The sequence below is a fragment of the Myroides phaeus genome (genome assembly GCF_900099675.1).
In the GTDB taxonomy this organism is placed as follows: domain Bacteria; phylum Bacteroidota; class Bacteroidia; order Flavobacteriales; family Flavobacteriaceae; genus Flavobacterium; species Flavobacterium phaeum.
On record NZ_FNDQ01000008.1, the window covers coordinates 33,715 to 46,298 of the forward strand.

At 33.3% G+C, this 12,584-nt stretch carries 11 protein-coding genes and 3 tRNA genes; 8 read left to right on the forward strand and 6 right to left on the reverse strand.

Translation table 11 applies throughout. The features are described 5' to 3' along the window. Positions 1–21 precede the first annotated feature (21 nt). From lon to BLT46_RS05600, 3 genes are all read left to right on the forward strand, one after another. Positions 22–2,493 (forward strand): endopeptidase La, encoded by a 2,472-nt coding sequence (gene lon / locus BLT46_RS05590; RefSeq protein WP_090407497.1) that lies wholly within the window; start codon positions 22–24, stop codon positions 2,491–2,493. Positions 2,494–2,781: 288 nt separating this feature from the next. Further along, entirely contained in the window at positions 2,782–3,468 is a 687-nt protein-coding gene (gene cmk, locus BLT46_RS05595) for a (d)CMP kinase (protein ID WP_090407500.1), read from the forward strand. A gap of 83 nt (positions 3,469–3,551) precedes the next feature. Beyond that, on the forward strand, positions 3,552–4,916 hold the full coding sequence (locus BLT46_RS05600) for a nucleoside permease (RefSeq protein WP_090407503.1): 1,365 nt from the start codon (positions 3,552–3,554) through the stop codon (positions 4,914–4,916). Positions 4,917–5,050: 134 nt separating this feature from the next. Here BLT46_RS05600 and BLT46_RS05605 read toward each other — a convergent pair whose 3' ends face one another. The 3 genes from BLT46_RS05605 to BLT46_RS05615 form a co-directional block, all read right to left on the reverse strand. Continuing rightward, positions 5,051–6,400, reverse strand: a complete 1,350-nt coding sequence (locus BLT46_RS05605) for a DEAD/DEAH box helicase (RefSeq protein ID WP_090407506.1) — start codon at positions 6,398–6,400, stop codon at positions 5,051–5,053. Between the two features lie 208 nt (positions 6,401–6,608). After that, positions 6,609–7,370 carry a C40 family peptidase gene (locus tag BLT46_RS05610; RefSeq protein WP_090407510.1) on the reverse strand — a complete coding sequence of 254 codons (762 nt, stop codon included), beginning with the start codon at positions 7,368–7,370 and terminating at the stop codon, positions 6,609–6,611. Positions 7,371–7,454: 84 nt separating this feature from the next. Beyond that, on the reverse strand, positions 7,455–8,633 hold the full coding sequence (locus tag BLT46_RS05615) for an acetyl-CoA C-acyltransferase (protein ID WP_090407513.1): 1,179 nt from the start codon (positions 8,631–8,633) through the stop codon (positions 7,455–7,457). A 282-nt stretch (positions 8,634–8,915) separates the two neighbouring features. On the opposite strand from BLT46_RS05615, the gene BLT46_RS05620 reads away from it, so the two are divergent. The 4 genes from BLT46_RS05620 (at position 8,916) to BLT46_RS05635 (ending at position 10,175) form a co-directional block, all read left to right on the forward strand. Beyond that, positions 8,916–8,999: transfer RNA gene (locus BLT46_RS05620), tRNA-Ser, on the forward strand. 8 nt (positions 9,000–9,007) lie between these two features. Beyond that, positions 9,008–9,082 (forward strand) — tRNA-Pro (locus BLT46_RS05625). 24 nt (positions 9,083–9,106) lie between these two features. Beyond that, a tRNA-Arg gene (locus BLT46_RS05630) sits at positions 9,107–9,180 on the forward strand. A 194-nt stretch (positions 9,181–9,374) separates the two neighbouring features. Next, positions 9,375–10,175 (forward strand): alpha/beta fold hydrolase, encoded by an 801-nt coding sequence (locus BLT46_RS05635; RefSeq protein WP_090407515.1) that lies wholly within the window; start codon positions 9,375–9,377, stop codon positions 10,173–10,175. Here BLT46_RS05635 and BLT46_RS05640 read toward each other — a convergent pair. The 3 genes from BLT46_RS05640 to BLT46_RS05650 form a co-directional block, all read right to left on the reverse strand. Continuing rightward, positions 10,170–10,373 (reverse strand): hypothetical protein, encoded by a 204-nt coding sequence (locus BLT46_RS05640; RefSeq protein ID WP_090407518.1) that lies wholly within the window; start codon positions 10,371–10,373, stop codon positions 10,170–10,172. The two genes, BLT46_RS05635 and BLT46_RS05640, sit on opposite strands and share 6 nt — an antisense overlap. 139 nt (positions 10,374–10,512) lie before the next feature. Further along, entirely contained in the window at positions 10,513–11,421 is a 909-nt protein-coding gene (locus BLT46_RS05645) for a lytic transglycosylase domain-containing protein (protein ID WP_090407521.1), read from the reverse strand. After that, entirely contained in the window at positions 11,422–12,081 is a 660-nt protein-coding gene (locus BLT46_RS05650) for an alpha/beta hydrolase (RefSeq protein WP_090407524.1), read from the reverse strand. Between the two features lie 190 nt (positions 12,082–12,271). Here BLT46_RS05650 and BLT46_RS05655 point away from each other — a divergent pair, with 190 nt between their 5' ends. After that, on the forward strand, positions 12,272–12,553 hold the full coding sequence (locus BLT46_RS05655) for a GNAT family N-acetyltransferase (RefSeq protein WP_090407527.1): 282 nt from the start codon (positions 12,272–12,274) through the stop codon (positions 12,551–12,553). Positions 12,554–12,584 lie beyond the last annotated feature (31 nt).

A 12,584-nucleotide genomic window follows, 5' to 3' on the forward strand; every position in this document is an offset into this window, starting at 1 on the left:
CAAAATGACGTAAATATAAATATGGCGAATCAAAAAATAATAACACTGGACAATTTGTCGTTACAAGATTTTGTTGATGGAGATTCTGAATTTATTCCAATTATGACTTCAGAAGATGAAGAGGAAATGAATAATGAAGAAATGCCTTTAGAAATCCCAATTTTACCATTGAGAAATATGGTTTTATTTCCTGGGGTAGTTATTCCAATTACAGCAGGAAGAGATAAATCAATTGAGTTACTGAATAAAGCAAACAAAGGAGATAAAATAATTGGGGTTGTCGCTCAAAAAGATGAAGATGTTGATGATCCAACTATAAACGATATTTATCATACTGGAACAGTTGCACGTATCATCAAATTATTAAAGCTACCAGATGGAAATATCACTGTAATTTTACAAGGTAAAAAACGTTTTGATATTGTTGAAATGGTAGAAGAGGAGCCTTTTATGAAGGCAACTATCAAAGAGCGTATTGAAACTCAGCCTAAAAAAGGAGATAAGGAGTTTGTAGCTATTGTAGATTCTATAAAAGAACTTTCATTAGAGATCATAAAAGAAAATCCTAATATTCCTTCAGAAGCTTCTTTTGCAATTAGCAATATTGATAGTAAGTCTTTCTTAATCAACTTTATTTCTTCTAATATTAGTTTGACTGTTGAGCAAAAGCAAAACTTATTGTGTATTGATAATTTAAAAGATAGAGGACTTGATACTTTAAAAGAAATGAATTTAGAATTGCAGAAACTTGTTTTACGCAATCATATTCAAAGTAAAGTTCGCATTGATCTTGATCAACAGCAAAAAGAGTATTTCTTACATCAACAAATGAAAACTATTCAAGAAGAACTTGGTGGCTTTTCAAATGAAGAGGAGTTTGAAGAAATGCGCAAAAAAGCTAAGAATAAGAAATGGAGTAAAGAGGTAAAAGAACGCTTTGATAAGGAATTAATGAAGTTCCAAAGAATGAATCCTCAAGTAGCTGAATTTGCTATTCAACGCAATTATTTAGAACTGTTATTAGAGTTACCGTGGGGAGAGTATTCTAAAGATAACTTTGACTTAAAAAATGCAGATAAAGTTTTAAATAAAGACCACTACGGAATTGAAGACGTTAAAAAGCGTGTTCTTGAACATATGGCTGTTCTTAAATTAAGAAATGATTTAAAATCACCTATTTTGTGTTTATATGGACCTCCAGGTGTTGGTAAAACATCAATTGGTCGCTCTATTGCTAACGCTTTAGGTAGAGAGTATGTTCGTATTTCTTTAGGAGGATTGAGAGATGAAGCTGAGATTAGAGGACACAGAAAGACGTATATTGGTGCAATGCCAGGACGTATTATACAAAGTATTAAAAAGGCTAAAACATCAAATCCTGTTTTCTTATTAGATGAAATTGATAAATTGTCATCAAGTCATAATGGAGATCCTTCTTCTGCTTTGTTAGAAGTATTAGATCCAGAACAAAACTCTGATTTTTATGATAACTTCTTAGAAATGGGGTATGATTTGTCTAAAGTTATGTTTATCGCTACTTCTAATAACTTAGGAACTATTCAACCTGCATTACGTGATCGTATGGAGATTATTGAAATGACAGGATATACGATTGAAGAGAAGGTAGAAATAGGAAAACAACATTTGTTGCCAAAACAACTGAAAGAGCATGGTTTAACTACTAAAGACTTGTCAATTGGTAAGAGACAAATGGAATATATCGTTTCAAATTACACAAGAGAATCTGGAGTACGTGGTTTAGATAAACAATTGGCACACGTTGCTCGTGGTGTTGCTAAGAGCATTGTAATGGAAGAAGAGTACAGTGTGAAAATGACAGAAGCTGATATTCGCAAGATATTAGGAACACCTCGTTTTGAAAGTGATAAATACGAAAATAATGATGTTGCAGGAGTTGTAACTGGTTTAGCTTGGACAAGTGTTGGTGGTGATATCTTGTATATTGAGTCTATTGTCTCTAAAGGAAAAGGTGATTTATCTATTACAGGTAATTTAGGAACTGTGATGAAAGAGTCTGCTACAATTGCACTTGAGTATATTAAAGCACATGCAGATGAATTGGGTATTGCTCAGGAGACTCTTGATAATTACAAGATTCACATACACGTTCCTGAAGGTGCAACACCAAAAGACGGACCGAGTGCTGGTATTACAATGTTAACCTCTATGGTGTCTTCTTTTACACAGAAAAAAGTGAAGAAGAACTTAGCGATGACAGGAGAGATTACATTGAGAGGTAAAGTATTACCTGTGGGAGGAATAAAAGAGAAAATACTTGCAGCTAAAAGAGCTAATATCAAGGAAATTATCTTGTGTAAAGACAATAGAAAAGATATTGATGAAATTAAAGAAGAGTATTTAAAAGGATTAACATTCCACTATGTAGATCGTATGGAAGAAGTAATTGAATTAGCAATTACAGATCAAAAAGTAAAGAATGCAAAGAAGTTTGAAGTTGTAAAAGCAAAATAACCTCATAGTTCTATAAATTTGAAAGCACCAGATAATTTATCTGGTGCTTTTTTTGTTTAATGACCTGGTGTTATTCTCATATTTACGTGCGTAATTTTTTAGATTCCTTTACCTTTGTAAGCAATTGTCAGAGTCTTTATTAAAAAGCATTAGTAGCAACTAAGAATATTGCATAAAACGAACTCTTGTTTGTTTGTAGTTATATTGGCACTTAAAGTGTGAAAACGTGATTTAATCTGTTATATTTGACATTAAGTAAAAACAGAAATTAATTTTAAATTTTTCAATTTGAAAAAGATCACCATAGCGATTGATGGCTTTTCATCTACGGGGAAAAGCACATTGGCAAAATCATTGGCAAAATCACTGAGTTACGTTTATATCGATACAGGAGCTATGTATCGTGCAGTAACTTTATATGCCATGAGAAAAGGCTTTATTAAAGAAGGTCTTTTTGACAAAGAGGCATTGATAAATTCCCTTCATTTAATTGAACTTCATTTTGAATACAACCCAGAGCGTGGGTTTGCTGAAATTTATTTAAATCGCAGTAATGTAGAGGACATCATAAGAACATTAGAGGTATCTAATTTTGTAAGTCAAATTGCTGAAGTACCTGAGGTACGAAGAAAATTAGTTGAACAACAACAAAATTTAGGAAAATCGAAGGGTGTAGTAATGGACGGTAGGGATATTGGTACTGTTGTTTTTCCAGATGCAGAATTAAAGATATTTATGACTGCTTCTCCAGAAATTAGAGCTCAACGTCGTTTTGATGAGTTAATTGTAAAAGATGAGACAATCAAATTTGAAGATGTTTTTAAAAATGTTGTAGAAAGAGATAAAATTGACACAACAAGAGCAGATTCTCCACTTGTAATGGCTGTAGATGCGGTTGAGATTGATAACTCAAACCTTACTCGTGAGGAACAATTCGACTTAATTTTAGAATTAGCGCAAAATAAAATTAAGTAGGGGATTGATTTAAAGTACTTTGTAAACTATAAATAAAAGTATTTTATCTTTAAATTTGTTAGCACTGATATAATAAAACAGAAATGAATATAAAAATTAAATTGACGTTTATGAGCTTCATGCAATTCTTTGTATGGGGAGCATGGTTAATCACAATAGGGAACTATTGGTTTGGAACAAAAGAGTGGAGTGGTAGTCAATTCGGTATCATTTTCGCAACAATGGGAATTGCATCTATTTTTATGCCAACACTTGCAGGAATAGTAGCTGATAAATGGATTAATACAGAAAGATTATATGGTATCTTACATATCCTTTATGGAGTTACTTTATTCGGTTTAGTTCAAGTTGACGATCCTGGAACGTTCTTTTGGGTAATGTTAATAGCAATGTGTTGTTATATGCCTACCATTGCTTTGAGCAACTCCATTTCTTATGATGTATTAAAAGGAAATGGTTTCGACGTTGTTAAAGACTTCCCACCAATTCGTGTGTTTGGTACAATTGGATTTATTGCTGCAATGTGGATGACAAATCTTACAGGAAACAAGGCAACCGAATATCAGTTTTATATTGCGGGTGTAGGGGCAGTTCTTTTAGGATTGTACGCCTTTACATTACCTAAATGTGAGCCAAAAGGTGAAAAGGAAAGCGGTTCGTTAATGGAGATGTTAGGATTAAATGCCTTTAAATTGTTTGGAAACTACAAGATGGCATTGTTCTTTTTCTTCTCAATGTTCTTAGGTGCTGCTTTGCAATTAACAAATGCTTATGGAGACGTTTTCTTAGATGAGTTTAAGTTTTTCCCTAAGTATGCCGATTCATTGGTTGTAAAGTATTCTACAATCATTATGTCAATTTCTCAGGTTTCTGAAACCTTATTCATTTTAGCTATTCCTTTCTTCCTTAAAAAATATGGTATTAAAACAGTAATGTTGTTATCAATGTTTGCTTGGGTATTAAGATTTGGTTTCTTAGGATTAGGAGATCCAGGTACAGGATTATGGATGATTATTATGTCTTGTGTTGTATATGGTATGGCATTCGATTTCTTTAATATATCAGGTTCTTTATTTGTTGAAGGGTCAACAGACTCATCAATGCGTTCATCGGCTCAAGGGTTGTTTATGATGATGACTAACGGGTTTGGTGCTGTATTAGGTAATTTAGTAGCAGGACGTCTTATTGATGTATACTTTTTACAACGTTTTACAGATGTGAGTAGTTTAGCTACTTATTTAGATACAACGACTGACAATAGTACCTTATTATCTATGATTGCAGAGAAGGGATCTTCTGTTTTAACTGATGGTACACTAAGTACAGTGATTGAAATTAGAGATTGGGAGCATATTTGGTTAACTTTTGCTGCGTATGCATTGACTATTGCAATTTTATTTGCAGTTACATTTAAACACAAACATAACCCAGAGGAGATTAATATGTAATCTTTAAGGGACTATAAACATTAAAAAGGCTTGCTGATTATTACAATTAGCAAGCCTTTTTTTGGATATAAAATAAAACTAAAAAGCCTCGTAGACTTTAGTGTTTACGAGGCTTTTGTATATGATAGAATCTATTATAAACCTTTGCGTTTAGCAGCTCTTTTAGCTTCAACAGCTCTATTTCTTGGCTTAGTCTTTCTTGGTTTACGTTTTCCAGGACCTCCTAAGTTTACTTTTTGGTTTTTGTCTTTCTTCTCGTGGAAAGCAGCCCCTTTTTCAATCGGCTTTTTAACTTTTACAAGTTGTTTTGCTTTTAGTTTTGATTTCTCAAACTCCATTAATTTATCAGAGATTTCTACTTCCTCAGGAATTGCTATTTCTCTAAGTTCTCTTTCCATCAATTCTTCAGCAGCCAATCTCATTTCTTCCTCTTTAGGGTCAACAAATGAAATTGCGATACCTTCTTTGTCTGCACGACCTGTACGTCCAATACGGTGAATATATTGTTCAGGAGAATCTGTAAATTGTAAGTTAATAACGTGTGAGATATCAGAAATATCTAATCCACGCGCCATAATATCAGTTGTCAATAATCCTCTAAGTTCACTTGCTTGGAATTCAGCCATAGAACGCATACGGAAGTTTTGAGATTTATTAGAGTGGATAACAGTGAACTCATCAGGGAAAGCTTCTTCTAACTTCTCCATTACTACATCAGCAAGACGTTTACTATTGATGAAAATAAGGACGCGATTATATACCTCTTTATCACTTAATAGATGCATTAATAAATTCATCTTAGTAGTGAAGTTTGGAACTACATAGACTTGTTGGTCTATTTTTTCTAAGGGAGTACCAGAAGCAGCTAAAGAAACCTCTTCAGGGAATTCAAAGTAGTCATCAAGAATTTCATCAACTTCTTCCGTCATTGTAGCAGAAAACAAGATGTTTTGTTTCTTGTTTTTCATCATTGCTAAAATAGATGTTAGCTGAGTACGGAAACCTAAGTTTAAGATTTCGTCAAACTCATCAATAACTAATTTCTGTAAGTTGTCAAAGCGAAGTACCCCATCTAATGCAAGGTCCATCATACGTCCAGGTGTTCCTACAAGGATATCTACTCCTTCGTAAACAGCTTTACGTTGTGTATTGATATTTGTACCTCCATACACACCAAGTGTACGAACTGACATATATTTAGTAAGTTTCTCTGTTTCTTCAACTACTTGTACCACTAACTCACGTGTAGGTACAATAATTACAACTCTTGGAGTTTCAAATTTGGCAAACTTCCATTGCTTTAAAATAGGTAATAAGTAAGCGAAAGTCTTACCTGTACCCGTTTGTGCAATACCCATCATATCTCTACCTGACAAGATAACAGGAAAAGATTTCGCTTGAATAGGAGTAGGAGATTTGAAATTTAGCTCGTTAAGGGCTTTATCTAAAGCTTTCGGTAGATTAAATTGCTCGAAAGTATTCATACATCTTTGATATTTGGGCAAAGATACATTTTATTTTTTTGCCATATCAAAAAGTTATATAAGCAATTATAGTTAAAAATATCCTTTTATAGTTGATTTAATAACTAATATTAGTTCTTTTTGTTTTTGAAAAAAGAAAACACGGGAATTCTTCCTTAAAGTTAAATAAAAGGAATAAGAGATAGATGCTGGTTAAATAAAAGAGGGATTAGATAATTTTTTTAATAACACGTAGTTTATGTGTATGTCTACCTGAATCAATATTATAGATACCTAAATGGTCTAATCTATCAATGCGCACTTTTCCGTGTGCGTGAATGATATAATTATTTTCCATAATAATTCCTACGTGAACGATATTACCTTCTGCATTGTCAAAGAAAGCTAAATCACCTATCTCACTCTCTTCAATAAAGCTAAGAGCTTCGCCAATAGCCGCTTGTTGAGAGGCATCACGAGGTATTTTATAACCGTTAATACGGTAAACCATTTGTGTAAAACCAGAACAATCAATTCCAAAAGGAGTCTTTCCTCCCCATAGATAAGGAGAATTTAAGTACATAAACGCGGTTTTAAGAAACGTTTGTTTGGTGAATTGACCAGTGATAGTCATTCCTTCATAAGAGAATTGGTCTGTATTGATATTTGTCTTTTTTAAACCAGTAAGACAACTTCCTAAAGGAATTGCCATAAGCTGGCTATTTTGAGACGAAATAAAATCTACCAAATCAGCAGAAAGAATAGGAGAGGTATTTTGAAGATAGATAAAATCCTCTTCAGAAATCTCTTGATATTGTTTATTATCTATCCAACCTTGGTATTTGTCAAAGGCTAATTCTATTTTGGACCACTTTTCAGTAGTTTCTAAAATAGTAAAATGTTCTCCGAATAAAACTTGTGTAACCATTTCACTTCGGTCAGTTGGTTCTGAGCGAAGAGGTACGATAGCAAGGTTGCAATATGCAAACATATTTGTAATTTGAATTATTGTACAAAAATAAAAGATGAGTTTGAACAAATCAAACTCATCTTTGATATATTGTGAAAATATATTTTATGCTCTTTCAATAACTAAAGCAGAAGCACCACCACCACCATTACAAATAGCAGCTGCACCAACTTTAGCATTGTTTTGTTCTAATACGCTTAATAAAGTAACGATAATACGTGCACCAGAACATCCAAGAGGGTGTCCTAATGAAACAGCACCACCATTTACGTTTACTTTTTCTGGGTCGATATTAAGTAATTTTGTGTTTACAATACCTACAACAGAGAACGCCTCGTTAAATTCGAAGAAGTCAACATCTTCTACTGAAACGTTTGCTTTTTTAAGAGCAATTGGTAAAGCTTTAGCAGGAGCAGTTGTAAACCACTCAGGCTCGTGAGCAGCATCAGCATATCCTTTGATGTAAGCTAACGGTTTTAAACCTAAGCTCAAAGCTTTTTCTTCGCTCATAAGGATTACAGCAGCAGCACCATCATTGATAGTAGAAGCATTTGCCGCAGTTACAGTACCTTCTTTTGTAAAAGCAGGATGTAAAGACGTTATTTTGTCAAGTTTCACATTTGTGTACTCCTCATCTTTAGAAACGATGATTGGTTCACCTCTGCGTTGAGGTACAGAAACAGGAACTATTTCATTGTCAAATTTACCAGCATCCCAAGCTTTAGCAGAGCGCTCATATGATTTGATTGCAAAAGCATCTTGTTCTTCTCTTGAGATATTGTGAGTAGAAGCACATAAATCAGCAGAAACACCCATAGCGTTTTTGTCATATGCATCTACAAGACCATCGTTTTGTAATCCGTCAATTAAAGTAGCAGGACCAAATTTATTTCCATTACGCATATGGATGTAATGAGGAATCATACTCATATTCTCCATACCACCAGCAACAACAACATCTGCATCACCTGCTAAGATTGCTTGAGTAGCTTGCATAATAGCTTTCATACCTGACGCACAAACTTTATTTATTGTAGTACAAGGTACTTCATTAGATAAACCAGCATTTAATGCAGCTTGGCGAGCAGGTGCTTGACCTTCTCCAGCTTGCACTACGTTCCCCATAATTACTTCATCCACTAATTTAGGATCAAGATTAATCTTATCTAAAGCACCTTTTATAGCAGTTGCTCCTAATGTAGTAGCAGGAACAGTTGATAAACTTCCTAAGAAACTACCAAGCGGTGTTCTTGCAGCTGAAACAATAACTACTTTTTTACTCATAATTTTTAGTATTAATTAAGTTGATTTACAATTTTGGTTGTTTTGCTCTGTGTAAGTAGAGCACAAAAAAGTTTTGGGAAAATACATAAAATTTCTCGATTAAGAGAAATAAAAAATTAAATTAAATAAAAATGTTTTTTTCTTTAAATCATATTGTGTTGATAATTAATTAGTTTGTTTTTTTTATTAAAAAAAACGCTTTTTTTTCGTGGTAAAGCTTGCATAGTATGAAAAGTAGTGCTAAGTTTGCATCCGCATTAGAGAAGTAATTATCTAAGCAACGGAGAGGTGCCGGAGTGGTAACGGAGCAGATTGCTAATCTGTCATCGGGTAACCGATGCCAGGGTTCGAGTCCCTGTCTCTCCGCTTATTTTCGGGGTGTAGCGTAGCCCGGTCATCGCGCCTGGTTTGGGACCAGGAGGTCGCAGGTTCGAATCCTGCCACCCCGACAAAAAATCCCAGTGATTTGGTAAGGTCCAATAGCTCAGCTGGATAGAGCAACTGCCTTCTAAGCAGTAGGTCTCAGGTTCGAATCCTGATTGGATCACAGTAAAAGCCCTTGAAAACAAGGGCTTTTTTGTTTTTATACTTTTCTTTTTTATATAACTTCCATATCGTTAGCTCAGCTATATCCCTTAAAGTAACTTCTATCTTAGCATTATCTTTAGTATTACTATGCAGTAATTTTATTTTTACCTTCCATAAAAATTGTCTTATTTAGCTTTCTAACAAATTGAAAATATGTACACCACAGAAGAAAAATATATCAAAGTAGGAGATAAGAATGTATTTGTCAAACACCTTAAACAAAGTATTCCTTCGTCAGGACACTTTACCTTAGTTATGTTGCACGATTCGCTTGGATGTGTAACGTTGTGGAGAGATTGGCCAGAAATGCTTGCAAATAGCCTTAATTGTGATGTCGTCGCTTATGATCGTATTGGTTACGGACAGTCGGATAAAATGTGTACGCCTGTAAGGTCAAATGATTACTTAAAACAAGAAGCGGTGTTCTTAAATTCAATGTTGGAAGAAATGAATTTATCGCATATTTGTACATTTGGACATAGTGATGGGGCTTCAATAGCGTTATTATTTGCCGCTATGTATCCTACAAAAACAAGATGTACAATAGCTGAAGCAGGACATATATTTGTAGAAGAACTTACTTTAACAGGGGTTAAGGCTGCACAAGTTGCGTATGAAACCACTAATTTAAAAGATAGGTTAGTAAAATATCACGGAGATAAAGTAGATGATATTATGAAAGCTTGGGTAGACACTTGGTTGTCCCCTTCTTATCGAAATTGGACAGTAGCTGATGAAATGAAAACAATTACCTCTCCTTTATTGTTTATTCAAGGGCGTGATGATGAATATGGAACATTAGAGCAAGTTGATGTAACTATTGCTAATGCACAAGGACTAACAAGAACTAAAATATTTGATAATATAGGACATACACCCCACAAAGAGTGTAAAGAAGAAACCTTAGAGGTTATTACTTCTTTTTTAAAAGAAGTAATAAAGGATAAATTATAACGATTTTAATTGCTCTATTTTATCGTGAAATAGTTTTTCTAATCGTGGGTCAACGCTGTTTAGATATCCTTTTCGTAAGCTATTTAAGTACATTTCTAAATCTGTAACTTGACAACCATTAGCAATATAAAAAGGAGTTTCAATATTCTTTTTTCTGATTTGCTCAAAAGCAGTTGTTACATATTGTTGTTTGTCCATAGTTTTGTGAAATGAAATCTTATTGACCACAAATATACTGTAGTTTTATAAGACAATACAATAATTGAATGAGAATAGCCTATAAGCTAACAAATCATAAAGTAAAAGGCATTTCTAAATGAAATGCCTTTTGTTATTTTTAGATTCCTTTTGTTGGAATTTCAATATCGTATGTTTTTCCTTTTACCTTTAAGTTTGTATTCACTAACCAAGGATTGTGTAATTTAAGTAGTTTGTAGTTGATTCCTTGTTCTTTTGCAAAAAGAGCTAAGTCATCAATATCATAATCAACACTTACTTTTTTAGTAGGCACAATGTGGTATCTCTCGTTAACAGGTACTTCAAAACCATATTTGATTGGATTACTCATAATCTCTTTCAAAGCTAAAATTCTGAAGACATAGCGAGATGTTTCTTGGTTTAAGAATAAATCATAGTAATTGTCAACATATTGACTATCCATCGCGCGTTGCATTCCTGCCATTCCTCTGTTGTAAGCCGCTGCAACCATTGTCCAGTTTCCAAATCGTCTTTTCGCATCTTTAAAATACTGACAAGCTGCTTCAGTAGCCTTAATTAAGTCATATCGCTCGTCTATTGTTTCATCTACAAGCATTCCGTAGTCTTTAGCAGTACCTTTCATAAATTGCCAAAAACCACTTGCCCCAGCTGGTGAAACCGCATTTGCTAAAGCACTTTCAATAACACACAAGTATTTGAAATCGTCAGGAACTCCATTCTTTTTTAAGATTGGCTCAATGATAGGGAAAAACCTTTCTGCTCTTTTTATAGTGATGATAGTACTACCGTGTAGGTTTGTGTTTACTATCATTTCTCTGTCAAATCTTTCCTTAACATCAGTGATGTGTAAAGGAACTCTTTCGCCAGCAAATTCAGCGTTTTTAGGTAAATTAAATACTTGCTCATTTCCATAAGCACTATCTTCGCCATTAGCAATTTGTTTACCTAATGAAGTAGAAAATATAAACGTAGAGGAAACAATAACCACTGCCGCTAATGAAATTACTGTTCTAACTGTTTTGTTCATTTATTTTAAATGTATTAGTTTGTCTAAATGTTCATTAAACCATTTATACTTGATTATAATCATTGCGTGATTACCATTCGGTATTATAATGGTATTTTTTATGTTTTTAATAGGAAAGACTTCATCTTTTGTCCCGTGAATTTGAATTACATTTTCTAAAGGCTCTTTTTGCTTCCAATTTAGAATTTCTCTGATACACCATTTAAGATAGTCTTTATCTCTTAAAGGTAAGTATTTGTTATATAATTCCAATCGTTTTTTCTTTTTCTCAGGAACAAACTTTTTGTAAATAGCCAATACGTTGTCAGTGTAGCCAGTCGGTATTAGCTTATAAAGTTTACTGTTCTTTAAGAAATGGAAAAATTTTGAAAATTCTGTATTAGAACGTACACTTGATATAATAATTGTTTTGTGTACAGAAATTAGTTTACTTATTTCTTGCGCGATAATTCCACCAAAAGACACACCAATTAGCACAGGGTTTTCGTGTTTGATAAAAGGCAAATATCTTTTGACATAATCGTCTAAATTCTCACTCATTTCGATAGGTAACCACTCTAAAAATATTAAATCGTATTTAGAATTATCTAAAGTTAGTTTGTCGAAAATTACTGAGGTAGAGGACATACCAGGAAAGAAGTAAATAGGTATTTTGTTCATTTTAAACAAATTAAACGAAATTTACGAGGTATATTGGAATATATTCCCGAACTTTGCTAAATATAGAAATTATAGGGACTTTAAAAAAGAAATACACCGTATTTATTTTTTTATTTTACTTCTCCACATATTACTTAATGGAACAAGTCGTCTATAATGGTTTTGGGAAACTTTAAAACTTACAGATATAATGGAAATTAAAGACAATGAGTTGCTACGTCAGTTCGAGTATGAATCTGAAAAAGGGTTACTTAGTGTAGAGTATTCACTACAAGAAAGAAAAATTTTCCTTACGAAACTTAAAGGTTTGGAAAATGTTGTTCAAGGTCAAGCAGTTGACTTTTTAAAAGGAATTTTGGATTTAGTACGCGAGAAGAAGTTGAGAGTCGTACCAACACATCCGAAGATTGTATCCTTCTTTAGAAAAAATCCAGTGTACAAAGAAATGTTACCTCCGGGGATTAGAATCTAATTATACAACCAAATAAAGATTAATTACACTT

What these genes read in the sequence shown, in the direction of transcription:
- lon (WP_090407497.1), top strand. Translation starts at nt 22, where the DNA reads ATGGCGAATCAAAAAATAATAACACTGGACAATTTGTCGTTACAAGAT.
- BLT46_RS05600 (WP_090407503.1), top strand. Translation starts at nt 3,552, where the DNA reads ATGAATATAAAAATTAAATTGACGTTTATGAGCTTCATGCAATTCTTT.
- BLT46_RS05605 (WP_090407506.1), bottom strand. Translation starts at nt 6,400, where the DNA reads ATGAATACTTTCGAGCAATTTAATCTACCGAAAGCTTTAGATAAAGCC.
- BLT46_RS05610 (WP_090407510.1), bottom strand. Translation starts at nt 7,370, where the DNA reads ATGTTTGCATATTGCAACCTTGCTATCGTACCTCTTCGCTCAGAACCA.
- BLT46_RS05615 (WP_090407513.1), bottom strand. Translation starts at nt 8,633, where the DNA reads ATGAGTAAAAAAGTAGTTATTGTTTCAGCTGCAAGAACACCGCTTGGT.
- BLT46_RS05635 (WP_090407515.1), top strand. Translation starts at nt 9,375, where the DNA reads ATGTACACCACAGAAGAAAAATATATCAAAGTAGGAGATAAGAATGTA.
- BLT46_RS05640 (WP_090407518.1), bottom strand. Translation starts at nt 10,373, where the DNA reads ATGGACAAACAACAATATGTAACAACTGCTTTTGAGCAAATCAGAAAA.
- BLT46_RS05645 (WP_090407521.1), bottom strand. Translation starts at nt 11,421, where the DNA reads ATGAACAAAACAGTTAGAACAGTAATTTCATTAGCGGCAGTGGTTATT.
- BLT46_RS05650 (WP_090407524.1), bottom strand. Translation starts at nt 12,081, where the DNA reads ATGAACAAAATACCTATTTACTTCTTTCCTGGTATGTCCTCTACCTCA.
- BLT46_RS05655 (WP_090407527.1), top strand. Translation starts at nt 12,272, where the DNA reads ATGGAAATTAAAGACAATGAGTTGCTACGTCAGTTCGAGTATGAATCT.